The sequence below is a fragment of the Kitasatospora sp. NPDC036934 genome (assembly GCF_055608425.1).
Window position 1 is genome coordinate 239,215 of sequence record NZ_JBVJQR010000005.1, and the last position, 22,723, is coordinate 261,937.

Sequence of the window (22,723 nt, forward strand, 5' to 3'; positions counted from 1 at the left end):
CGGTTGTCAGAGGCAGTCCCGACAAAGGATCAAGCAGGGCAAAACCGGCATAGCCGTCGGTGACGTTGACACCGGGTTGGGTAGCTGGTGGGGTTGCGACCGTTGTGGTCCAGGCCTGGCGAGGAGGCCCCTGTGCAAGCCCGTGTGTCCGTTGCGGCCGGGCGGCGGCTGCGACAGCAGTTGGAGCAGAGTCCGGTGTTGCGCGAGGTGCTGGACCATCCGGCGGCGCTGGCGGCGCGGCGGGCCACGGCGCGGACGTGCCGTCAGCTGGTGCCGCGGACCGCGGACCGGCTGATCTCCGACCTCAAGGGGACGGAGCCGTTGCTGGCGTCGGTGCGGGCGGAGCGTGCGGCGCGGCGGCCGGGGCGGCGGGCGGTGCGGATCGCCGCCGGGGTGGTGACCGCGGCGGTCGTCGGCGGGCTGCTGGCCGGGCCGCTGCCCTCGTCGGCGTACGCGGCCGGGCCCGGGCCGGACGTGGTGAGCACCGCGCCGCAGACGCCGCTGGGCAGCGTGACCGACCCGCAGGTGTTCCCGCACCCGCAGGAGCAGACGGTGGCGGGCAAGGCCGTCACCGTGCCGGCCGCCGTGGCGCTGGTGACCGCGCCCAAGGTGGACGGTGGCGCGGTGGACGCCGTGCGCGAGGTGCTGACCGTCGCGGGGGCCAGCGCGGTGACCCCGCAGCCGGACGGCGGCACCCCCGCCGCCGGCTCGCTGGTGGTGTACATCGGCGGCCCCGCCGAGGGCGCCGACGGCGAGACCGACCGGACGCTGCGCCAGCTTGCCGCCGCGGCCGGCGGCAAGGACGGCTCGGCACCCTCGACCGCGGGCATGCCGCCCGGCGGCTACGTGCTGTCCGTCGGCCAGTTGCCCGCCCAGGGCGGCGGGACGTACGGCGCGGTGGTGCTCGCGGGCGCCGACGCGACCGGCACCTTCTACGCAGCGCAGAGCCTGCGCCAGCTGCTCGCCGCCGTACCCGCCGGTCAGGGCCAGGGGCCGGGCGCGGCCGGGCTCGGCCTGCCCGGGGTCACCCTGCGGGACTGGCCGAGCGGCGCGGCGGCGCGCGGCACCGCGGAGGCGTTCTACGGCACCCCGTGGACCGCCCAGCAGCGGCTCGACCAGGTCGACTTCCTGGGCCGCTCCAAGCAGAACTTCTACCTCTACGCCCCCGGTGACGACCCGTTCCGGCTCAACCGCTGGCGCGACGCCTACCCCGCCAACCAGCAGTCCGAGCTGCGCGAACTCGGCGACCGGGCCCGGCAGAACCACGTCACCCTCGGCTACGCGATCGATCCGGGGCAGTCCCTCTGCTTCAGCTCCGGCAAGGACGTCGACGCGCTGGTCGCCAAGCTGGACGGGCTGCGCAAGCTCGGCTTCACCGCGTTCCAGCTGCAGTTCCTGGACGTCAGCTACGACGAGTGGCACTGCGACGACGACCGGGACGAGTACGGCCGGGGCCCGGCCGCCGCCGCCAAGGCGCAGGCCTCGCTGGTCAAGAAGGTGCAGGACCGGCTGATCGCCAAGAACCCCGGGCTGGCGCCGCTGTCGATCGTCCCCACCGAGTACCACAAGCAGGGCTCCACGCCGTACCGCAAGGCGCTGGCCGACGCGCTGCCCGCCGGTGTGCAGGTGGCCTGGAGCGGCGGCGCGGTGATCCCGGAGAAGATCACCGGCGCCCAGACCTCGGACACCGGCAGCCTGTACGGTCACCCGCTGGTCACCATGGACAACTACCCGGTCAACGACGCCAGCCCGGACCGGCTCTTCCTCGGCGCCTACACCGGCCGCGACCCGGAGGTGGCGACCCGCTCCGCGGTGCTGCTGACCGGCGCCATGCAGCAGCCGGTGGCCTCCCGGATAGCCCTCGCCACCGCCGGGGACTTCGCCTGGAACCCCGCCGGCTACAAGCCCGACGACTCCTGGCAGGCCGCGGTGCGCTCGCTCGCCGGACCGACCGGCGCCGCCGCCACCCCGGCCGGATCGGTGCTGTCCGCCGTCACCGCGCTGGCCGGCAACAGCACCTCCTCGCCGCTGGCCAAGCAGGAGTCCGGCTACCTCCAGCCGCTGCTCGACCAGTTCTGGGCCAACGCCGAACCCACCTCCGGCGCCGCCCCCGACCTCGCCAAGTTGATAGCGGCCGCGGGCCCGCTGCGGGACGCCTTCGCCGCGATGGCGGGCGCCCGGCAGACCCTCGCCGGCACCCAGGCCACCGCCCAGCTCGCCGCCGAGGCCGGGCCCTGGCTCGGCCCGCTGCGCGACTACGGGCTGGCCGGGCAGGCCGCGCTGGACATGCTGCTGGCCCAGCACGGCGGCGACGGCACGGCCGCCTGGAAGGCCCGGGTCCAGCTCAACCAGCTGCGCTCCCAGCTCGCCCAGGCCCCGGCCACCATCGGCGCGGGCGTGCTCGCGCCCTTCCTGGACCGGGCCGTGCGCGCCGCCGACAACTGGTCCGGCGTGGTCAGCGGCGGGGTCACCCCGACCAGCAGCATGGGCACCGCGCACGACCACCTGCCCGCGCTGATGACCGACGGCCAGGCCGACACCTTCTACTGGAGCTCCGCTCCCCCGCAGCCCGGCGACTCGGTCGGCGTGGACCTCGGCGCGGGCCGGCCGATCAGCGGCGTCACCGTGCTGATGGGCGGCTGGGGCAACGGCCCGGACGCCCAGAACGCCGCCGACGACTACATCCGCGACGGCGTCCTGGAGTACAGCAGCGGCGCGGGCGGCTGGCAGCAGCTCGCCGTGGTGAAGAACCAGAAGACGGTCAGCGCCCAGCTGCCGCCCGGCACCGTGGTGCGGGCGGTGCGGCTGCGGGCCACCGCCGCCCAGAAGACCGCCGTCGCGGTGCGCGAGTTCACCGTCACCGCCCCGGACGAGTCCCCGGCCAGTGTCTCCGGCGGCCCCGCCGCGGTGCCCGGCTCCTCGGCCGCGGCCGTCCTGGACGGCAACCCGGACACCGCGTACCGCGCCGCCAAGGCGCCGACCGCGCAGGACGAGCCGCTCACCGTCGAACTCGGCGCCGCCCGTCCGCTGGACCGGCTCACCGTGCTCACCGACCCGAACGTGCACGCCACCGCCACCGTCGCGGTGCGCCGCTCCGACGGCGGCTGGGTCGACATCGGCACCGTTCAGCCCGGCTACAACGAGCTGCCGGCCGGCGGGCAGCCCGCCGACGCGTTCCGGCTGACCTGGAAGCCCGGCGGCGACCCGCCGGTGGTCAACCAGGTGATCCCCTGGTACGCCGACGCCCCGGCGGCCCGGCTCAGCCTCACCGACCCGGCCCTGGACGTGGTCACCGGCGCCGCCGCCCCCGCCAAGACCCAGGCCACGGTCGAGGCCGGGCGTCCCGAGGGCACCACCGGCGAGCTGCGGATCGACGTGCCGGCCAACGCCAAGGGCCTCGCCGTCACCCCGGCCGGTCCGGTCGCCGTGCCGCGCGGCGGGCGGGTCGGCGTGCCGCTGCTGGTCACGGCCGCGGCGGGCACGCCGTCCGGGACGTTCCAGGTGCCGGTGTCCTACCTGGCGGGCGGCACCACCGTGAAGCAGGTGCTGCAGGTGCACGTCGTCCCGCCGACCGGCGGTCCGGACCTCGCGCGCGGCGCCCAGGCGTCCTCCTCGGGCGACGAGACGCCGGACTTCCCGGCCGCCGCGATCGCCGACGGCGACCCGAAGACCCGCTGGTCCTCACCGGCCAAGGACGACGCCTGGGTGCAGCTGGCTCTGCCGCAGGCCGGTCACCTGGGCGCGGCGGTGCTGCACTGGCAGTCCGCATACGCCTCCTCGTACAAGATCCAGGTCTCGGCGGACGGCAGCACCTGGACGGACGCCGCGACTGTCGACAACGGCAAGGGCGGGGACGAGACGGTGCGCTTCGACGCCCCGAACGTCCGGTACGTGCGGATGCAGGGCGTGGCGCGGGCCACCAAGTTCGGCTACTCGCTGTACGGCATCGAGCTGTACGCCGTCACCGCCCCGGCCGCTCCGCCGCAGCAGCCGGCCAACCCGCCGGCCCAGCCGGGGACTCCGGGGACACCGGCCACCAAGCCGTAGGCGCGGCGGGGCCGGAAACGGCGGCGGGCCGCCGGGCTCCCCTTCGTGGGGGGCGCGGCGGCCCATGAGGCGCGTACCGACGGTGTGACGGGCGGGCCCTTGTGGTGCTGTGGTCAGGCGGAGAGCGGTTCGGGCTGCTCGCCGCGGCGGACGGGGCCGGAGTGGGCGGCGTGGGCGGTGTGCGCCCGGCCGATCGGGACGGAGTGGCTCGACTCCGTATGGTCGTGGTGCTCGTACTCGCCCCACTGCGGGGCACGCAGTTGGTCGCCGCCGCCGTAGGGCTCCAGGTAGGGCCGCCAGCGCGGGTCCTTGATCCCGGTGCCGATGATCCGCCAGGCGAGGCCGCTGGGCGGCGCCGGTGGGCGTTTCATCCGCCAGCCGAGTTCGGTCAGGTGGCGGTCGGCCTTGGTGTGGTTGCAGCGGCGGCAGGCCGCCACCACGTTGTCCCACCGGTGCTGGCCGCCCCGGCTGCGCGGGATGACGTGGTCGACGCTGGTGGCGGCGGCCCCGCAGTAGACGCAGCGGCCGTGGTCACGGGCGAACAGCGCCCGGCGGGTGAGCGGGACGGGCCCGCAGAACGGGACCCGGACGAAGCGGGTCAGTCGGACGACGGACGGCGCCGGAAGGGCGCTGGTGGCGCTGTGCAGAGTGACTCCCGTGTCCTCCAGGCTGACCGCCTTGTGGTTGAGGACCAGGATGAGTGCGCGGCGCATCGATACGACGCCGAGTGGCTCGTAGGACGCGTTGAGGACCAGGACATGCGGCACGGATGCCTCCTTGGACGCCTGCGACGCGTGGCTCGCGCCGGGACGAGCGGTTGGATCGCGCAACGAGTGCGTGATCTCCCCCAGTGTCGCCTTACGCCTTCGTACGGCGCCACCACTCCTGTGTAACGGACCTGACGTGAACTCCGGGTGTGGTGTCTGTCATACCCGGTATGCCCGGGCGGAGGTCCGGTTGCACCCGGGCGCGGCCGGGACGGGGGCGGGGCGGGAGCGGGGCGGGGACGGCGGACCGGCCGGGGGTGCGGCTCGGCCGGTCGGAGCAGCGCCGGGGGCCGTTCGGCGGACGGGCCGGGGCCGTCCGGGGGCGGTGTGGCCGGTGGTGCCGGGGTGGCTCGGGGGTGCTCCTCCGGAGGAGCGCACCGGGGCGTTGACGGGGCGTCCGGGCGGGGACGCACGCCGGTCGGCCGGTCCGGGCCGGTGTGCGGTGCCGGATAGGCTAGCGCGCACGGTCCGCGGGCCGCCTGCGCGGCACGGACCGGTCACGCCCCCAGCAAGGAAGGCCCCGCACGTGTTCCGCTCCGGCGCCACCGGTCCGACCGACGCGTCCCCGACGCTATCCACCCCGACGCCGGCCCCCTCGCCCACCGCACCGGACCTGCCACAGCTGCGCATCCCGACCAGTGCGCAGGAGGTCACCGACACCACCAAGCAGGCCGCCAGCTGGTTCGACACCCACTGGCAGAGCTGGCTGGCCGGCGGCCTGCGGATCGTCCTGATCATCCTGCTGGCGCTGGTCCTGCGGGCCGTGGTGAACAAGCTGATCACCCAGCTGATAGCGCGGATGACGCGCAGCCACGACCACCGGGAGGAGAGCCGGCTCGGCGGGCTGCTGGCCAACCACGGGGTGGTGAACCCCGAGCGGCGACAGCAGCGCTCGGAGGCGATCGGCTCGGTGCTGCGCAGCATGGCGTCCTTCACCATCCTGGGCACCGCCGCGCTGATGGTGCTCTCCGCGCTCGGGATGAACCTGGCGCCGCTGCTGGCGAGCGCCGGAGTGGCCGGTGTGGCGATCGGTTTCGGCGCCCGCAACCTGGTGACGGACTTCCTCTCCGGGGTCTTCATGATCATGGAGGACCAGTACGGCGTCGGCGACGAGATCGACACCGGGGTGGCCACCGGCACCGTGCTGGAGGTCGGCCTGCGGGTGACCAAGCTGCGCGGGGGCAACGGCGAGATCTGGTACATCCGCAACGGCGAGGTGAAGCGGATCGCCAACATGAGCCAGGGCTGGGCGACCGCCTCGGTCGACGTCCAGGTCGGGTACAAGGAGGACCTCCAGCGGGTCGAGGACCTGATCCAGGAGACCGCCGAGGGGATGTCCAAGGAGGCGCCGTACGACGAGCTGATCTGGGCACCGGTGTCGATCCTGGGCGTGGAGTCGGTGGCGGCGGACTCGGTGATGGTCCGGATCGAGGCCCGGACGGCCCCGGGCAAGGCCCCGGTGGTCTCCCGAGCGCTGCGCCAGCGGCTGAAGACGGCCTTCGACCTGGCCGGCATCAAGGTCAAGGAGGAGGCGGCGGCGGTGGCCACCGGGGTGGCCATCACGACGGTGGAGCCCTCGCCGCCGTCCGCCCTGGCCGACCCGACCTCGCCGCGCTACCGGGCGGCGGAGCCGATCCCGCTGCCGAAGCCGCCGACGGACGACCTGGCGAAGCCGTAACGGTCCAGCGCCCGGCTCGGCCCTCGCGGGCCGAGCCGGGCCGGGTGGCGCCGGGCCGGGTGGCGCCGGCCTGGCAGGATGCGGGCCGGGCCGGGTGGCGCCGTCGGCGGCGGTCAGCCCAGGGGCTTGTCCAGGACCGCCTTGGTGTGGCTGAACGTGTCGATCGAGTACTTCCCGTGGTAGCGGCCCATGCCGCTCTCGCCGACCCCGCCGAAGGGCAGCTCGGGGACGGCCAGGTGGGAGACGGTCAGGCCGAAGACGAGGCCTCCGGAGGAGGTTTCCCGGGCCAGGCGCTGCTTGGTCCGCTCGGAGTCGGTGAAGGCGTACAGGGCGAGCGGCTTGTCCCGCTCGTTGATGAAGGCGATCGCCGCGTCGAGGTCGGGCACGGTGACGATCGGCAGGATCGGGCCGAAGATCTCCGCCTGCATCACGGGCGCCTCGGGGGAGACGTCGGCGAGGACCGTCGGGGCGAGGTAGCGGGCGGAGCGTTCGTGGCCGCCGCCGGTGACGGTCCGTCCGTCGCCCAGCAGCGCGGTGAGCCGGTCGTGGTGGCGCTCGTTGACGATCCGTCCGTACTCCGGGCTGCTCGCCGGGTCCTCGCCGTACAGCGCGCCCACCGCGGTGGCCAGTTCGGCTTCGAGCGCGGTGGCGGTGTCGCCGATGGCGAGGACGTAGTCGGGGGCGACACAGGTCTGCCCGGCGTTCTGGAACTTGCCGCGGGCGATCCGCTGCGCGGTGACCGCCAGGTCGGCGCCGGGCTCGACCACCGCGGGGCTCTTGCCGCCGAGCTCCAGGGTGACCGGGGTGAGGTGCTTGGCGGCAGCGGCCATGACGATCCGCCCGACCGTGCCGTTGCCGGTGTAGAAGATGTGGTCGAAGCGCTGCTCCAGCAGTGCGGTGGTCTCCGCCACGGCGCCCTCGACGACGGCCACGGTCTCCCGGTCGAGGTAGCGCGGCAGCAGCCGGGCCATCGCCGCGGAGGTCGCCGGGGTCAGCTCGCTGGGCTTGACCACGGCGGTGTTGCCGGCCGCCAGCGCGCCCACCAGCGGGGCGAGGGCGAGCTGCAGCGGGTAGTTCCACGGGGCGATGACCAGCACGACGCCCAGCGGGTCGCGGACCACGCGGGCCTCGGCGGGCAGGAACGCGGCCGGGACGGCGGCGGGCGCCGGGGCCAGCCACTCCTCCAGGTGTGCCACCGTGTGGTCGATCTCGTTGACGGTGAAGCCGATCTCGCCGCGGTACGCCTCTGCCGCGCTCTTGCCCAGGTCGGCCCGGAGTGCGGCCAGGAACTCGTCGGACTGCTCGGTGAGCAGCGCGCGCAGGGCGCCCAGCTGGGCGAGGCGCCAGGCGAGCGGCCTCGTCCGACCGGTGTCGAAGGTGCTCCGCAGCCGCGCCACCACGGTGGCCGGGTCGGTGGAGACGGCGTCGACCAGCGTACGGGCCAGGGCGGCGGAGGAGCTCGGGTTCTGGCCGGTGTAGAGGTTGCGGTCGATGACGGTGTGCGGCGTGAACGGCGCGGTCTCGGCGAAGTCGGCGCCCAGCTCGACCAGGCGGTCCTGGAGCAGCCACTTGGCCTTGGCGGCGAGCCCGACGGCGCTCTCCTCGGCGTTGGTGAAGCCGGTCATCCGGTAGCCGGCGAACGGCCAGCTGCCGTCCTCGCGACGGGCGGCGAGCAGCGCGGCGGGCGCGTGGCAGACGACGCCCAGCGGCTTGCCCGAGTCCAGGGTGCGGGTGAGGATCCGGCCGGAGACCTCGTCCACCGCGAGGTCCTCCATCGGGCCGTGCCCGCCCGGGTAGAAGACCAGGTCGTACGCGTCGGGGTCGACCCGGGACAGCTCGACCGGGCTCCGGAGCGCGTCGCCGATCGAGGCGAGGTAGGCGGTGAGGCGGTCGGCCTGCTCCTGGCCGCCGTTGACCTCGGCGGCCAGGCTGCCCCGGTCGACGGTGGCGGGGGCGCCACCGGGGGTGGCGACGGTGATCCGGTAGCCCGCCTCGCTGAAGATCCGGTGGGGCTCGGCGAGTTCCTCGGCCCAGAAGCCGGTGGGGTGCTCGGTGCCGTCGGCCAGGGTCCAGTGGGTGGCGCCGGTGACGACGAAGAGGACGGAAGTCATGTGGTACTCCGGGAGGGAAGACGGTCGGTCAGTCGGTCAGGAGTGGGAGGGCGCCGCTTCGGGGGCCTCGGCCGGCGCGGGGGCGGCGGCGAGCGGCCGGTGGTGCCTGCTGAGCCCGGCCCAGGCGACCGCCGCGGCCAGCAGCAGCGCCACGGCGGCCAGGACGAAGCTGACCGTGAACTGGCTCTCGGCGGGCAGCGCCGCGCCGATCGCCGGGTAATCGATCACCTTGGAGGCGAGCAGCGAGGTCACCACGGCGCTGGCGATCGAGCTGCCGACCGAACGGGAGATGGAGTTGATGCCGTTGGCGATGCCGGTCTGGTGCAGCGGCACGCTGGCCGCGATCAGCGCGGGCATCGCGGCGTAGCCGAAGGAGATCGCGATGCCGGTGAGCATGCCGGCCGTGATCACCGAGCCCTCGGCGCCGTGGCCGAAGGCGAGCCAGGCGAAGCCCCCGACGCCGATCAGCGCGCCCACCCCGAGGGTGGAGCGGGCACCGATCCGGCGGACCAGCCGGCCGCCGACCGGGGCTGCCGCCAGCGCGATCAGGGCGCTGGGCAGCAGGTACTCGACGGAGGCCCGCAGCACCGAGGCGGTGAAGCCGTAGCCGGTGAGCCGTCCGGGCATCTGGACCAGGTACGAGATGCCGATGAACTGGGCGAAGGAGGCGAAGCCGACGAAGAGTCCGGCCAGGTTGGTGAAGAGCACCTGGCGGTGGACGAACATCCGCATGTCCACCAGCGGGTTGGCCACCCGCCGCTCGACCAGCACCCAGAGCGCGGCGACCACGACGGACCCGCCCAGCGAGCCCAGCGTGCGGGCGGAGGACCAGCCCCACTCGTGGCCCTGGGAGATGCCGAGCAGCAGCAGGACCAGGAAGACGGCCAGGGTGAGGGCGCCCAGGACGTCGATCCGGCCCCCGGCGGGCGAGCCGCCGTGCGGGACGACGAACGCGACGGCGGCCAGGGCGAGGACGGTCAGCGCGGTGGAGAACCAGAAGACCAGGTGGTAGTCGGGGTGGGCGCCCTGGGTGAGCAGCCCGGTGGCCACCAGCGAGAGGCCGCTGCCGAACGCCAGCGTGCCGCTGACCAGCGCCATCGCTCCGTGCAGCTTCTCGTGCGGCACTTCGTCGCGGATCACCGAGAGGGCGAGCGGGAAGATCGCGGTGGCGGAGCCCTGGAGGACCCGGCCGACGATCAGGAGGGCCAGCGAGGTGGTGGTGGCGGCGATCACCGAGCCGACCACCATCACGCCGAGCACCGCGAGCAGCGTGCGCTTCTTTCCGTACTGGTCGCCGACCCGGCCCAGCAACGGGGTGAAGACGGCCGCCGAGAGCAGCGCGGCGGTCGTCACCCAGCTGACGCCGGCGGCGCCGGTGTGCAGGTCCTTCTGCAGCAGCGCAAGGATCGGGACGACCTGGGTCTGCGCCATCGCCACCACCATCGCGGCCAGGCCGAGCGCCATGATCAGGGGAGTGCTGCCGCGTTTCGGCGGGCCGACAGCAGGGGCGTGGCTCATCAGGGGGTCCTTCCGGGGAGGGCCCGCCGCGCGGAGGTGCGGGACCGGGCCTGAGGCTTGAAGACCTAGATAGTTGATGTCATCAAGCAATAGGTCGAAGGTAGACCTGGATGATTGAGGATGTCAAGCAATCTCGCTTACACTCGAGCCATGCAGCAGCCCGCCGGCCCGTCCACGTCCGCCCCCATGGGCGCCCCCACGCCCGTCCAGCTCATGGACCAGCTGGCGCGGGCCGCTGCGGCCTACTACCGGAACTTCGCCGCGATGGCGGCCGAGCGCGGCCTCACCCTGATGCAGGGCAAGACGCTCAGCCTGCTCCGCGAGCCGAGGCCCATGCGCACCCTCGCCGACCTGCTCGCCTGTGACGCCTCCAACGTCACCGGGATCGTCGACCGCCTGGAGGCCCGCGGGCTGGTCCGCCGCGAGGTCGACCCGGCCGACCGGCGGGTCAAGAACGTGCTGCTGACCGAGGAGGGCGAGGAGACCGTCCGGCAGATCCGCGCCGACATGATGTCGGGCCTCACCGGGCTGGAACAGCTGGACGACGAGGACCGCCACGCCCTCCAGGCCCTGCTGGCCCGGGTCTTCTCCGAGCCGACCGGCTGAGCGGCCGGGCCCGTTCGGTGCATCCGCCACGGCAGTGCAGGCGGGTTGACCAGCGGCTCTTCCGTCTTGTGCGCAGGAAGTCGACCAGGCCGACCTCCTGCGCAGGGGCCTGACGTTTTCTTCTTCCCGTTTCTCGTCCCGGGGTTCTCTCGGGTGCCGGGCGAGCGTGAGCCCGGCCCCCTTGCCTTGGCGGGCGGCCTTCGGGGGCCTTCGGGGGCCGGGGTAACGCTTCGGCATCCTCCGGGGGACCGGCCATTGACACTCCGCTGACGGGGACCGTACGGTCCTGTGACAAGCGACTGGAAAGTTTCCTAACAGTTCCGGTCCATCAGTCGGGAGGGGAGGATTCCGGGCATGACCAAGAGCACCGCCAAGGCTCCCCTCGCCGGCACCCCCAGTCTGTTGCGCGCGATCAACGACCGCGCCGCGCTTGAACTGCTGCTGGAGAACGGGCCGCTGTCCCGCACTCAGATCGGCAGCCTGACCGGGCTGTCCAAGCCCACCTCGTCGCAGTTGCTGTCCCGGCTGGAGGCGGCCGGGCTGGTGGTGCCGGTGGGCACCACGGAGGGTGGGCCGGGGCCCAACGCGCAGCTGTACCAGGTGAATCCGGCCTCCGGGTACGTGGCCGGACTGGATGTCACCAACAGCGGGATCCGGGTCGCGGTCGCGGACATCACCGGCGGCACGCTGGCCGAGCACAGCGTGTCCACCAGAGGTGTCCCGGCCGCCGAGACCGTGCCCAGGGTGGCGGCCTCCGTCGCCGAGGCGGTGCGGGCGGCCGGGTTGCCCGAGCGGTGCCTGCGGACCGTCGCGATCGGGGTCGGCGGCGCTCCGGATCCGGTGACCGGGAAACTGCGCTACGCCTCCCACCTGCCCGGCTGGCACTCGCCCCGGCTGGTCGAGGAGCTGACCGCGGCGATCGGCGCCCCGGTGTCGATCGAGAACGACGTGAACCTTGCCGCGGTCGCCGAGCAGGCCTCCGGTGCGGCGGCCGGCTTCGAGGACTTCGTCCTGCTCTGGGCCGGCGCGGGCGTCGGCGCGGCCGTCGTGATCGCCGGACGGCTGCACCGGGGCTTCACCGGCGGCGCCGGCGAGGTCGGCTACATGCCGGTACCCGGCTCACCGGTCCAGTGGGACGCCCGTCGCCGCAAGTTCGGCGGCTTCCAGGACCAGGTCGGCGCACCCGCCGTCCGGACCCTGGCCCGCGAGCACGGACTCGGCGCGCCCACCGCGGAGGAGTCGATCGCCAAGGCCCTGGAGACCCCGGGCGCCGGCGAGGCCTTCCTCACCGAGCTGGCCGGACGGCTCGCCGTCGGGCTGTCCGTGATCGTCGCCGTGGTCGACCCCCGGCTGGTGGTCCTCTCCGGCGCGGTGCCGAGCGCGGGCGGCGAGCGCCTGCGCGCGCTCGTCGAGGACGAACTGGCCCGGATCTGCCTCGCCCGTCCGGAGATCCGCAGCAGTGCCCTGCCCGGCTCGCCCGTCCTGATCGGCGCCCTGCAACGCGCCCTCACGGACGCCCGTGAGGCGGTCTTCTCCACCCACTGATCCATCCGCTGACGCTCCCCCTGTCACCTGCACCCACCTCTCCCCCAACCCCTACGCGGGCCCCGAGGCAATGACGCCTGCCCGCGCACCCCCAGGAGGACCTCGAAGTGCACCCCATCACCTCCCGCAGAGGCCGCCGCACGGTCGCCGCCGTCGCCGGCAGCGCCGTCCTGGCCCTGCTCGCCTCCGCCTGCACCGGTTCCAGCGAGTCGGGCGGCAGCGACGACTCCGCCAGTGGCAAGGACGTCACCATCACCTTCTGGCACGGCTGGAGCCAGGACAACGAGGTGAAGGCGATCAACGACACCATCGCCGCCTTCGAGAAGGCCCACCCCAACATCCACGTCAAGCCGGTCGGCAACGTCGCGGACGACAAGGTCAACCAGGCCCTGCGGGCCGGCGGCGACGACGCCCCGGACGTGGTCTCCTCCTTCACCACCAACAACGTCGGCATGTTCTGCTCGACCAAGGCGTTCATCGACCTCAAGCCCCAGCTGCAGAAGAGCGGCATCGACGCGGCCAAGACCTTCCCGGCCGCGATGCTCAACTACACCCAGTTCCAAGGAAACCAGTGCTCGCTGCCGCTGCTCGGCGACGCGTACGGGCTGTACTACAACAAGAAGGCCTTCGCCGCGGCCGGCATCACGGCCCCGCCGAAGACCTTCAGCGAGTTCGCCGCCGACGCCAAGGCGCTGACCGTCGCCGACGGCGACTCGTACAAGCAGCTCGGCTTCATGCCGCTGTACCACGGCTACGAGTCCACCACCGAGCACTTCCTCGGCCAGTACGGCGCCACCTACTTCGGCGCCGACGGCAAGTCGAACCTCGCCGCCGACCCGAAGGTCGCCGCGATGCTCGACTGGCAGAAGGGCATGGTCGACCAGCTCGGCGGCTACGCCAAGCTGGACAAGTACCGCGCCACCTTCGGCGAGGAGTTCAGCGCCAAGAACCCCTTCCACACCGGCCAGGTCGCGATGGCCATCGACGGCGAGTGGCGCACCGCCTCGCTCGCCGAGAACAAGCCCGACTTCGACTGGGCCACCGCGCCCTTCCCGGTGCCGGACGACCAGGCCGCCAGCTACGGCCGCGGCTACCAGACCGGCACCATCGTCGGCATCGCCAGCACCAGCAAGAAGCAGGCCGCGGCCTGGGAGTTCGTCAAGTTCCTCACCACCGACACCGACGCGGTGGTCGACTTCGCCAACGCGATCCACAACGTGCCCAGCACCTTCGACGCGCTCAACTCGCCGAAGCTGGTCAGCGACCCCAACTTCAAGACCTTCCTGGACGTCGCCAAGAACCCGAACTCCGGCACCACCCCGGCCAGCGTCAACGGCGGCGGGTACATCGTCTCGCTGCAGAACCTCGGCTACGACTACGAGTCCGGCAAGCAGACCGACCTGAAGGCCGGACTGGCCGCCACCGCCAAGCAGATCGACACCGACATCGCCCAGGCGAAGTAGCGGCGACGGCCCTCGGAGCTCCCCATGTCACTCGCGTTCGGCACCCGCAAGGGCGCCGGGACGGCCGACCCGGCGGCGCCCTCCACGCAGCACCTGCTGCGCCGGAAGCGCCGCCGGGAGGCGGCCCGCACCCTCGCCTTCCTCTCCCCCTGGCTGATCGGCTTCAGCGTCTTCTTCGTCTACCCGCTGATCTCCACCGCCTACTTCTCCTTCACCCAGTACAACGGCTTCGGCGCGCCGACCTTCAACGGGCTGAAGAACTGGGACTACGTCCTCAACCAGCTGCCGACCTTCTGGCAGGGCCTGCGCAACACCCTGTGGCTGGTGCTGATCATGGTGACCCTGCGGGTCGCCTTCGGCCTCGGCATCGGGCTGCTCATCACCAAGGTCAAGACCGGGGCCGGCTTCTTCCGCACGGTCTTCTACCTGCCGTACCTGGCCCCGCCGGTGGCCGCCACCGTGGCCTTCGCCTTCCTGCTCAACCCCGGCACCGGGCCGCTCAACCACCTGCTCGGCGAGCTGGGGCTGCCGCAGCCCGGCTGGTTCGCCGACCCGAGCTGGTCCAAGCCCGCGCTCACCCTGCTCGCCATGTGGGGCATCGGCGACCTGATGGTCATCTTCATGGCCTCGCTGCTGGACGTCCCCAAGGAGCAGTACGAGGCGGCCGAGCTGGACGGCGCCGGCCCGTTCCAGCGGTTCCGGTACGTCACGCTGCCGAACATCTCCCCGATCATCATGTTCGCGGTGGTCACCGGGGTCATCCAGACCATGCAGTACTACACCCAGGCGATCGTGGCCGGGAAGGTCGCCAGCGGCATCGCCGGCAACTCCGGCCAGCAGTTCGAGCCCGGCTACCCGCAGGGCTCCACCTGGACCCTGCCGCAGATGGTCTACAACCTCGGCTTCCAGCGCTTCAACTACGGCGCGGCCTGCGTCGTCGCCCTGGTGCTGTTCGCCATCTCGATGGCCGTCACCTCGATCCTGCTCCGCCGCAAGTCCGGCTTCATGGCCAGCGACGACTAGCGGACCGATGAGGACTCTGTCATGACTCTCAGCTCCACCCTGACCAAGCCGCCGACCCGTACCGCCGCCGGCACCGCCGCCGCCCGGTCCGCCCGGCGCCGCGCACTGCTCAACTGGGTGGCCGTGCACTCGCTGGCCATCGCCGCCGCGCTGTTCTTCCTGCTGCCCTTCGTCTTCGTCTTCCTCACCTCGGTGATGAACGACCAGCAGGCACTCACCACCGACTACTGGCCCACCTCCTGGAACTGGGGCAACTACGCCCAGGTCTGGGACACCCCCGGCTTCCTCACCTGGTGGCGCAACACCCTGGTGTACGCGGGCGCCGGCACCCTGCTGACCGTCGTCTCCAGCCTGCCGGTCGCCTACGCCCTCGCCAAGTTCCGCTTCCGCGGCCGCAACCTGGCCCTGATGGCGGTCATCGCGATGATGATGCTGCCGCCGCAGGTCACCGTCATCCCGATGTACCTGTTCTGGGCCAAGCAGATGGGCCTCGGCGGCTCGCTCTGGCCGCTGATCATCCCGATGGCCTTCGGCGACGCGTTCTCGATCTTCCTGCTGCGCCAGTTCCTGATGACCATCCCCAAGGAGTACCTCGAGGCCGCCCGGATCGACGGCTGCGGCGACCTGCGCACCCTGCTGCGGGTCGTGCTGCCGATGGCCAAGCCGGCCATCGCCGCCGTCGCCCTGTTCCAGTTCTTCTACTGCTGGAACGACTACTTCGGCCCGCAGATCTACGCCAGCAACAACCACGAGGCCTGGACGCTCAGTTACGGCCTGGAGTCGTTCAAGGCCGCCCACCACACCAACTGGAACCTCACCATGGCCGCCACCCTGCTGGTGATGGCGCCGGTGATCATCCTCTTCTTCTTCGCGCAGAAGGCCTTCATCGAAGGCGTGACACTGACAGGGGTCAAGGGCTGATGTCCTCCGTTACCAGTCTCAAGTTGGCCATCGTCGGCGGAGGTTCGACGTACACCCCGGAACTGATCGACGGCTTCGCCCGGCTGCGCGACAGCCTGCCGATCGGCGAACTGGTGCTGATCGACCCGGCCGCCGAGCGGCTGGAGCTGGTCGGCGGCCTCGCCCGGCGGATCTTCGCCAAGCAGGGGCACCCGGCGGTGGTCACCGTCACCACCGACCTGGTGGCCGGCGTCGCCGACGCCGACGCCGTCCTGCTCCAGCTGCGGGTCGGCGGCCAGGCCGCGCGCAACCAGGACGAGACCTGGCCGCTGGAGTGCGGCTGCGTCGGCCAGGAGACCACCGGCGCGGGCGGGCTCGCCAAGGCGCTGCGCACCGTCCCGGTGGTGCTGGACATCGCCGAGCAGGTCCGGCGAACCAACCCGGACGCCTGGATCATCGACTTCACCAACCCGGTCGGCATCGTCACCCGCGCCCTGCAGGACGCCGGGCACAAGGCCGTCGGACTGTGCAACGTCGCCATCGGCTTCCAGCGCAAGTTCGCCGCCCACCTGGGGGTGGCCCCGGAGCTGGTCCGGCTGGACCACGTCGGGCTCAACCACCTCACCTGGGAACGCGGGGTGACCCTGCTCGACTCCCCCGGCGCGGCCGGCGGGCGGGAGGTGCTGCCGGAGCTGCTCGCCTCGCACGGCAAGGAGATCGCCGACGACCTCCACCTGCCGCAGGCCTTCGTGCAGCGGCTCGGCGTGGTGCCCTCCTACTACCTGCGGTACTTCTACCAGCACGACGCGGTCGTCGAGGAGCTCAAGGCGCAGGGCTCGCGGGCCGCGCAGGTCGCCGAGATCGAGCGGCAGCTGCTGGAGCTGTACGCCGACCCCACGCTGGACACCAAGCCCGAGCTGCTCGGCCAGCGCGGCGGGGCCTTCTACTCGGAGGCCGCCGTCCAGCTGATCGCCTCCCTGCTCGGGACCGGCGGCGGGACGTCCGTCCAGGTGGTGAACACCCGCAACGACGGGGTACTGCCGTTCCTGCCGGACGACGCCGTCATCGAGGTGCCGGCCGAGGTCGACGCCCGGGGCGTACGGCCGCTGCCGCAGCGGCCGGTCGAGCCGCTGTACGCCGGGCTCGTCGCCGCCGTCACCGCGTACGAGCACCTCGCCCTCGACGCCGCCCTGCGCGGCGGACGCGACCGGGTCTTCGACGCCCTGCTCGCCCACCCCCTGGTCGGCCAGATCGAACTCGCCGACCGGCTCACGGACCGGCTGCTCGCCCACAACCGCGAGCACCTCGCCTGGGCCTAAGCCCCGGGGCCCGTCTCCGAAGCCCCGCAGGCGCGGGTTCGAAGACGGGCCCCGGCGCCCTCGCCGGGCCCTCTGGGAGGGCCCGGCCCCCGGCCGGGGCTTGCGGCCGGGCCACGTACGAGCCGCGGGGACCTGAATGACCCACCAGCCCGAACCGCTCCTGTCCGGCGTCCTCGCCATCGACGCGGGCAACTCCAAGACCGACGTCGCCCTGATCGGCGCCGACGGCACCGTCCGCGGCACCGCCCGCGGCGGCGGCTTCGCCCCCCAGAAGATCGGCGGCGCCGCCGCCGTGGCCGGCCTCGCCCCGCTGGTCGAGCAAGCCGCCGCGGCGGCCGGCCTCCCCGCCACCGGCGGCGTGCTCACCAGCCACGTCAGCGCCTGCCTGGCCAACGCCGACCTGCCGGTCGAGGAGGAGGCGCTGCGCGCCGCCCTCGAATCGCACCCCTGGGGCCTCAGCAACACCGTCGTCAACGACACCTTCGGCCTGCTGCGGGCCGGCACCGACGGCCCGCGCGGGGTCGCGGTGGTCTGCGGCGCCGGGATCAACTGCGTGGGCCTGCTGCCGGACGGGCGCACCGCCCGCTTCCCCGCCCTCGGCGAACTCACCGGCGACTGGGGCGGCGGCTCCGGACTCGCCGTCACCAGCATGTGGCACGCGGTGCGCGCGGAGGACGGGCGGGGCGGGCCGACCGGCCTGGCCCGCGCCATCGCCGAACACTTCGGCCTGCCCAGCGCCGGCGCCGTCGCCGAGGCCGTCCACCTCGGGCACCTGCCGGGCACCCGGCTGCACGAGATCGTCCGGGTGCTGTTCGCGGTCGCGGGCGAGGGGGACACCGTCGCCGTGGAGCTGATCGACCGTCAGGCCGACGAGATCGTCCGGCTGGCCGCCGTCGCCCTCGGCCGGCTGGACCTGCTGGGCTCGCCGACCCCGGTGGTGCTCGGCGGCGGGGTGCTCGCCTCCCGGCAGCCGCTGCTGCTCGACAACGTGACGGCGCGGCTGGCGGAGGCCGCGCCGCTGGCCGAGCCGCGGGTGGTCGTCGCGCCGCCGGTGCTGGGCGCGGCGTTGCTCGGGCTCGACCACCTGGGCGTGGGCGCGGACGCGCAGGCCCGGGTGCGCGAGGCGTACGAGGCGCAGCGGCCCGTCGCCGTCTGACGGCCCGCCCACCGCAGGCCTCCCGCTCCCCCGTTGACCTCCCGCCCCCGCCGGATCCGCACATCCGGCGGGGGCGGGAACCGTGCGGCGGGAACCGCTCGTGTACCCGGGTGCCGACCACCACCGACGCCCGGGGAGACTTGCGCCATGGCCGTGTCCCGCATCCTCCTCGCCGCCGCCGCGCTGACCGGCACCGCCCTCGTCGGCCTCACCGGCTGCACGCCCGCCGACTCCCGGCCGACGGTCGCCGCCGCCTCCGCGGCCGCGGCCCTCGCCGACGACGGCCTGGACGACCCGCTGCTCGACGACGACGACTTCGCCGAGGACGGGACGTACCCCACCGCGGGTACCGTCGCCGCACCCTCCGTCGCCGCACCCTCCGACGCCGACCCCTCGGCCACCGACCCCTCGGGCACCGCCCCCGCCGCCGCTGACCCCTCCGCCGATCCGGAGTGCACCGCCCCGGCGCCGGACCCCGGCCACCAGGTGCTGATCGTGGTCGCCGCCGGCCCCGCCGAACTCACCGCCCAGCCCGCCCGCTTCGCCTGCACCCCGGCGCGCTACGAGGCCACCGGCTCCCCCGTCCACTACGGCTTCGCCGCCGCCGGCGTCACCGCCACCCTGGTCGACCGCCCGCACCGGGACTCAGCCAAGCCCGTCCAGCTCGACGACCTGGTCACCCACCTCAACGACTGCCTCGCCGAGCGCGACCCCGCCGACCCGTACGCCTGCGACGGCAACGCCTACGACGTGGTGCTGGACTCCCACGGGCGGATCATGCGGATCGCCGAGCTGGAGACCCCGACGGCGTGAACCGGCCACCGGCCGCGGAACGGGCCGCGCGGTAGCGGGCCATACGGTGTAGAACCTCCCCTCAACTGTTGAGATTCGCCTGCGCTACGCGCATCAACGAGTGGCCAGCTGGGGGCTTTTGGCGTTCTATACCTTTTTCGGGGCCGCTCTTGGCGTTGGTCTTACTCTTGCCCTCGTTGACCCGGTTTCAGCTGCTCTGGTTTGCTTCGGACCCCGACGGCGAACCGGTCCCCCATCCCCGCTTCGCTGACTGTTCATGACGAACGGTCGGTGGCACCCGGCTTGCCGTCGTCGCTCCTCCCGATTTGTCCCCCCATGGTGTCGCCGCGCCCCACCGGTGCGCGGTCGGCAGGCAGAGAGGAACCCTCACGATGGGCATGTCCCCCACCTCCCGCCGGACGCGTGTCCGGGCCCTGACCGGGCTCAGCGCGCTGGCGCTGGCCGCCGCCGGATTCGCCGCCGCCCCGGCCGCCCAGGCCGACCAGCCGGGCAGCGAGTTCGCCGGGAACAGCCACCCCTACCGGCATGGTGCCGTCCCCACCAAGGAGAGCGCCGAGCACGCCGGTACGAACTCCGCCGCCACCGCCCGCACGACGAACCTGAAGTTCGGCGGCGGGGTCGACGGCATAGGCGTCACCACCGGCGCGCCGAAGGTGTACGTGATCTTCTGGGGCTCCCAGTGGGGCACCGCGGGCACCGACGCCAACGGCTACACCACCCTGTCCGGCGACCCGTCCGGCGAGGCCGTCCGGGCGCAGCAGCTGTTCAAGGGCCTCGGTACCAACAACGAGACCTGGTCCGGCGTCATGACCCAGTACTGCGAGGGCGTCGCCAAGGGTTCCACCAGCTGCGGCTCCACCGCCGCGCACGTCGGCTACCCGACCGGTGGCGCGCTGGCCGGCGTCTGGGTGGACACCTCCGCCGCCGCCCCGGGCCAGGCCACCGGCAACCAGATCGCCAACGAGGCCATCAAGGCCGCCGGGCACTTCGGCAACACCACCGCCGCCGCCAACCGCAACGCCCAGTACGTGGTGCTCTCGCCGACCGGCACCCACCCGGACGGCTTCAACACCTCCACCGGCAACTTCTGCGCCTGGCACGACTGGAACGGCGACACCACGCTGACCGGCGGCGCGGCCACCTCGCCCTACGGCGACGTGGCGTTCAGCAACGACCCGTACGTGACCGACATGGGCACCTCCTGCGGCCAGAACTACGTCAACAGCGGCACCGCGGGCCTGCTGGACGGCGTGACCATGGTGTTCGGGCACGAGTACGCGGAGACCGTCACCGACCAGAACCCGGCCGGCGGCTGGACCGACTCCTCCGGCGCCGAGAACGCCGACAAGTGCTCCTGGAAGGGCGTCGGCGGCACCGGCGGCTCGCAGAACGTGGCCTTCGCGACCGGCTCGTTCGCGATGCAGGGCACCTGGTCGAACGCGGTCAGCGCGTGCCAGATCTCGCACGCGATCGTCCCCTGAGCACCACTGCGTGAGCGCGGGGTCCAGAGCATCACCGCGTGAGCGCGGGACGCCGGGCCCCTGCGTGAGCCCCGGTTCCCGGGCGGCGTGGGGCGGTTCGAGAACCGAATGATCCGGCGGATCCGAGGGGACAGAGGGGTCTCGTGCCCTGACGGTCCGGTGCGGGTGGAGGCGCCGGGGCGGGTCGTGCGGACCCGCCCCGGCGCTTCGCGCTGCCCGGGCCGGGGTGGGTCCCGGCCCGGGCCGATGCGGTCTCAGGACGGTGCGACCAGGCCGAACTCGTAGGCGTGGATGACCAGGTGCACCCGGTCCCGGGCGCCCAGCTTGGCGAACAGGCGGGCGACGTGCGCCTTGGCGGTGGCCACGCTGATGGTGAGTTCCTCGGCGATCTCGGTGTTGGACAGGCCGCGGCCGACCAGGGTGAGCACCTCGCGCTCGCGCTCGGTGATGCCCTCGGCGGACTTCCGGGGCCGGCCGGCCGCCTCCGGACGGGCGGCGAACTCGCCGATCAGGCGGCGGGTGATGGCGGGGGCTAGCAGGGCGTCCCCGGCGGCGACCACTCGCACGCCGTCCAGGATGGTCTCCAGGGCGAGGTCCTTGACCAGGAAGCCGCTCGCCCCGGCGCGCAGCGCGCCGTACACGTAGTCGTCGTCGTCGAAGGTGGTCAGGACGAGGACCTGGGTGGGCAGTTCCGGATCGGCGAGGATCCGGCGGGTGGCCTCGATGCCGTCCATGCCGGGCATCCGGATGTCCATCACGGCGACGTCCGGGCGCAGTCGGCCGACCAGTTCGACGGCCTCGGCGCCGTTGCCGGCCTCGCCGACCACCTCCAGATCGGGGGCGTCGGCGATCAGCACCCGCAGGCCGGTGCGGATGAGCGGCTGATCGTCGACCAGGACGACGCGGATCACGGTCCCACCTCCGGGGCGGCTGTTGCGGGTACTGCGGGCGCAGTGGATTCGGCGGGCGTAGTGGATTCGGCGGGCGTAGTGGATTCGGCGGGCGCGGCGGACTCTACGGGCGCAGTGGACTCCGCCGGCGCGGCAGGAACTACGAACGTAGTGGGTGCCGCCGGTGCCGCCGGGATCGGCAGCAGGGCCGCGACCCGGAAGCCACCCTCGCGGCGCGGACCGGCACTGAACTCGCCGTGCAGCAGGGCGACCCGCTCCCGCATGCCGGCCAGGCCGTAGCCGGTGCCGGGGGTGTGGATGGCCGTGCCCGCGCCCAGGTCGACGACGGTGACGGCGAGCCGTTCCGCGCCGTACTCGACGGTGACGTGGCAGTCCCGGGTGCCGGAGTGCTTGACCACGTTGGTGACCGACTCCTGGACGATCCGGAAGGCGGCGAGGTCCACTTCGGCCGGCAGCGCACGGGCTTCGCCGCGCCGGGTGAGCGCGACCCGCACCCCGGCACCCGCCGTCCGCTCCACCAGTCGGTCCAACTCGTCGAGCCCGGGGGCGACTTCGAGCGGCGCGGCCTCCCCGTCACCCTGCCGCAGCGCGCCGAGCATCCGGCGCAGCCCGGCCAGGGTCTCCCGACTGGTGGCCTCGATGGCGTCCAGCGCGTTGCGGGTCTCGGCGGGCTGGGTGTCCATGACCCGGCTGCCCATCCCCGCCTGGATCGCGATGATGCCGATGTTGTGGGCCACCATGTCGTGCAACTCGCGGGCGATGCGCAGCCGTTCGGCGGTGACGGCCTGCTCGGAGGCCCTGCCGCGCAGGGCCTCGGCGTGGGCGCGGCTCTGGCGCACGGTGTTGCCGATCAGCCAGGCGATCAGCACGGTGGCGGCGAGTCCGAGGTAGGCGTACGGGTTCACGGTGTAGTCGTTGACGGCGCCCCAGGTGAACAGGGTGGCGAGCACGGCCAGCGGCATCGACACCGCGATCGTGGAGACCAGCCGGGAGCGGGTGACCACGCAGTAGCCCACCACCACCTCGGCGATCAGGAACTGCACCGGCGCCGTCGGGACGGTCCACATCCCGAGCGCGTAGACGCCGCCCGCCAGCGCCACCGCGACGGCCGCCAGCGGCAGCCGGACCAGCAGGAAGGCGACCAGGGTGGTGACCACGGCCGTGACCACCAGGGGCATGTCCTCGGTGTTGCCGTTGTAGTCGAAGAGGTGGTGCAACTCGTTGTCCCGGGTGAAGAACCGGAACACCACGATGGTCGTCCAGAGCGCCGCCACCCACACGCCCGCGGGCAGGCGCCTGAGCAGGGGCGGGCGGGGTTCGGTGATCATGACGCGATGGTAGCGGCGGGCGGAGTGGCGGCGCATTGGCCCGCGGGAGTAATCCCG

Annotated in this window: 15 protein-coding genes and 1 pseudogene; 11 read left to right on the forward strand and 5 right to left on the reverse strand. The window is 73.2% G+C overall.

Annotation, left to right across the window (positions count from 1 at the left end):
- The first annotated feature begins 132 nt into the window (after positions 1 to 132).
- A complete protein-coding gene (locus ACZ7BZ_RS10190; RefSeq protein WP_470357956.1) occupies positions 133 to 4,047 on the forward strand; it encodes a beta-N-acetylglucosaminidase domain-containing protein in 3,915 nt (1,304 codons plus the stop codon).
- Between the two features lie 263 nt (positions 4,048 to 4,310).
- On the opposite strand, the pseudogene ACZ7BZ_RS10195 reads toward ACZ7BZ_RS10190, so the two are convergent.
- A pseudogene (locus ACZ7BZ_RS10195) lies at positions 4,311 to 4,814 on the reverse strand (HNH endonuclease); the annotation flags it as partial.
- A 526-nt stretch (positions 4,815 to 5,340) separates the two neighbouring features.
- Here ACZ7BZ_RS10195 and ACZ7BZ_RS10200 point away from each other — a divergent pair.
- Entirely contained in the window at positions 5,341 to 6,492 is a 1,152-nt protein-coding gene (locus tag ACZ7BZ_RS10200; RefSeq protein WP_470357957.1) for a mechanosensitive ion channel family protein, read from the forward strand.
- Positions 6,493 to 6,605: 113 nt separating this feature from the next.
- Here the strand turns inward: ACZ7BZ_RS10200 and ACZ7BZ_RS10205 are convergent, their stop codons facing one another.
- Both ACZ7BZ_RS10205 and ACZ7BZ_RS10210 read right to left on the reverse strand, forming a co-directional pair.
- On the reverse strand, positions 6,606 to 8,603 hold the full coding sequence (locus ACZ7BZ_RS10205) for an aldehyde dehydrogenase family protein (RefSeq protein WP_470357958.1): 1,998 nt from the start codon (positions 8,601 to 8,603) through the stop codon (positions 6,606 to 6,608).
- Positions 8,604 to 8,639: 36 nt separating this feature from the next.
- Positions 8,640 to 10,121 (reverse strand): MFS transporter, encoded by a 1,482-nt coding sequence (locus ACZ7BZ_RS10210; protein WP_470357959.1) that lies wholly within the window; start codon positions 10,119 to 10,121, stop codon positions 8,640 to 8,642.
- 150 nt (positions 10,122 to 10,271) lie between these two features.
- On the opposite strand from ACZ7BZ_RS10210, the gene ACZ7BZ_RS10215 reads away from it, so the two are divergent.
- From ACZ7BZ_RS10215 to ACZ7BZ_RS10255, 9 genes are all read left to right on the forward strand, one after another.
- A complete protein-coding gene (locus ACZ7BZ_RS10215) occupies positions 10,272 to 10,727 on the forward strand; it encodes a MarR family winged helix-turn-helix transcriptional regulator (RefSeq protein WP_470357960.1) in 456 nt (151 codons plus the stop codon).
- 354 nt (positions 10,728 to 11,081) lie between these two features.
- A complete protein-coding gene (locus ACZ7BZ_RS10220; RefSeq protein WP_470357961.1) occupies positions 11,082 to 12,272 on the forward strand; it encodes an ROK family transcriptional regulator in 1,191 nt (396 codons plus the stop codon).
- Positions 12,273 to 12,388: 116 nt separating this feature from the next.
- Positions 12,389 to 13,735 carry an ABC transporter substrate-binding protein gene (locus ACZ7BZ_RS10225; RefSeq protein WP_380460798.1) on the forward strand — a complete coding sequence of 449 codons (1,347 nt, stop codon included), beginning with the start codon at positions 12,389 to 12,391 and terminating at the stop codon, positions 13,733 to 13,735.
- Positions 13,736 to 13,759: 24 nt separating this feature from the next.
- Positions 13,760 to 14,758 carry a carbohydrate ABC transporter permease gene (locus ACZ7BZ_RS10230; protein WP_465744260.1) on the forward strand — a complete coding sequence of 333 codons (999 nt, stop codon included), beginning with the start codon at positions 13,760 to 13,762 and terminating at the stop codon, positions 14,756 to 14,758.
- A gap of 21 nt (positions 14,759 to 14,779) precedes the next feature.
- On the forward strand, positions 14,780 to 15,679 hold the full coding sequence (locus ACZ7BZ_RS10235; RefSeq protein WP_470357962.1) for a carbohydrate ABC transporter permease: 900 nt from the start codon (positions 14,780 to 14,782) through the stop codon (positions 15,677 to 15,679).
- A complete protein-coding gene (locus tag ACZ7BZ_RS10240) occupies positions 15,679 to 16,977 on the forward strand; it encodes a 6-phospho-beta-glucosidase (protein WP_470357963.1) in 1,299 nt (432 codons plus the stop codon). The genes ACZ7BZ_RS10235 and ACZ7BZ_RS10240 overlap by 1 nt, the downstream gene beginning before the upstream one ends.
- 136 nt (positions 16,978 to 17,113) lie before the next feature.
- Positions 17,114 to 18,133 (forward strand): N-acetylglucosamine kinase, encoded by a 1,020-nt coding sequence (locus ACZ7BZ_RS10245; protein WP_470357964.1) that lies wholly within the window; start codon positions 17,114 to 17,116, stop codon positions 18,131 to 18,133.
- A 147-nt stretch (positions 18,134 to 18,280) separates the two neighbouring features.
- Complete coding sequence (locus ACZ7BZ_RS10250) at positions 18,281 to 18,946, forward strand: hypothetical protein (protein WP_470357965.1); 666 nt, start codon at positions 18,281 to 18,283, stop codon at positions 18,944 to 18,946.
- Positions 18,947 to 19,317: 371 nt separating this feature from the next.
- A complete protein-coding gene (locus ACZ7BZ_RS10255) occupies positions 19,318 to 20,427 on the forward strand; it encodes a hypothetical protein (RefSeq protein WP_470357966.1) in 1,110 nt (369 codons plus the stop codon).
- 254 nt (positions 20,428 to 20,681) lie between these two features.
- Here the strand turns inward: ACZ7BZ_RS10255 and ACZ7BZ_RS10260 are convergent, their stop codons facing one another.
- Both ACZ7BZ_RS10260 and ACZ7BZ_RS10265 read right to left on the reverse strand, forming a co-directional pair.
- Complete coding sequence (locus ACZ7BZ_RS10260) at positions 20,682 to 21,338, reverse strand: response regulator (protein ID WP_470357967.1); 657 nt, start codon at positions 21,336 to 21,338, stop codon at positions 20,682 to 20,684.
- Entirely contained in the window at positions 21,335 to 22,666 is a 1,332-nt protein-coding gene (locus ACZ7BZ_RS10265; RefSeq protein WP_470357968.1) for a sensor histidine kinase, read from the reverse strand. The genes ACZ7BZ_RS10260 and ACZ7BZ_RS10265 overlap by 4 nt, the downstream gene beginning before the upstream one ends.
- Between the last annotated feature and the right edge of the window lie 57 nt (positions 22,667 to 22,723).

What these genes read in the sequence shown, in the direction of transcription:
- ACZ7BZ_RS10240 (WP_470357963.1), top strand. Translation starts at nt 15,679, where the DNA reads ATGTCCTCCGTTACCAGTCTCAAGTTGGCCATCGTCGGCGGAGGTTCG.
- ACZ7BZ_RS10220 (WP_470357961.1), top strand. Translation starts at nt 11,082, where the DNA reads ATGACCAAGAGCACCGCCAAGGCTCCCCTCGCCGGCACCCCCAGTCTG.
- ACZ7BZ_RS10245 (WP_470357964.1), top strand. Translation starts at nt 17,114, where the DNA reads ATGACCCACCAGCCCGAACCGCTCCTGTCCGGCGTCCTCGCCATCGAC.
- ACZ7BZ_RS10265 (WP_470357968.1), bottom strand. Translation starts at nt 22,666, where the DNA reads ATGATCACCGAACCCCGCCCGCCCCTGCTCAGGCGCCTGCCCGCGGGC.
- ACZ7BZ_RS10235 (WP_470357962.1), top strand. Translation starts at nt 14,780, where the DNA reads ATGACTCTCAGCTCCACCCTGACCAAGCCGCCGACCCGTACCGCCGCC.
- ACZ7BZ_RS10230 (WP_465744260.1), top strand. Translation starts at nt 13,760, where the DNA reads ATGTCACTCGCGTTCGGCACCCGCAAGGGCGCCGGGACGGCCGACCCG.
- ACZ7BZ_RS10255 (WP_470357966.1), top strand. Translation starts at nt 19,318, where the DNA reads ATGGGCATGTCCCCCACCTCCCGCCGGACGCGTGTCCGGGCCCTGACC.
- ACZ7BZ_RS10215 (WP_470357960.1), top strand. Translation starts at nt 10,272, where the DNA reads ATGCAGCAGCCCGCCGGCCCGTCCACGTCCGCCCCCATGGGCGCCCCC.
- ACZ7BZ_RS10210 (WP_470357959.1), bottom strand. Translation starts at nt 10,121, where the DNA reads ATGAGCCACGCCCCTGCTGTCGGCCCGCCGAAACGCGGCAGCACTCCC.
- ACZ7BZ_RS10205 (WP_470357958.1), bottom strand. Translation starts at nt 8,603, where the DNA reads ATGACTTCCGTCCTCTTCGTCGTCACCGGCGCCACCCACTGGACCCTG.
- ACZ7BZ_RS10250 (WP_470357965.1), top strand. Translation starts at nt 18,281, where the DNA reads ATGGCCGTGTCCCGCATCCTCCTCGCCGCCGCCGCGCTGACCGGCACC.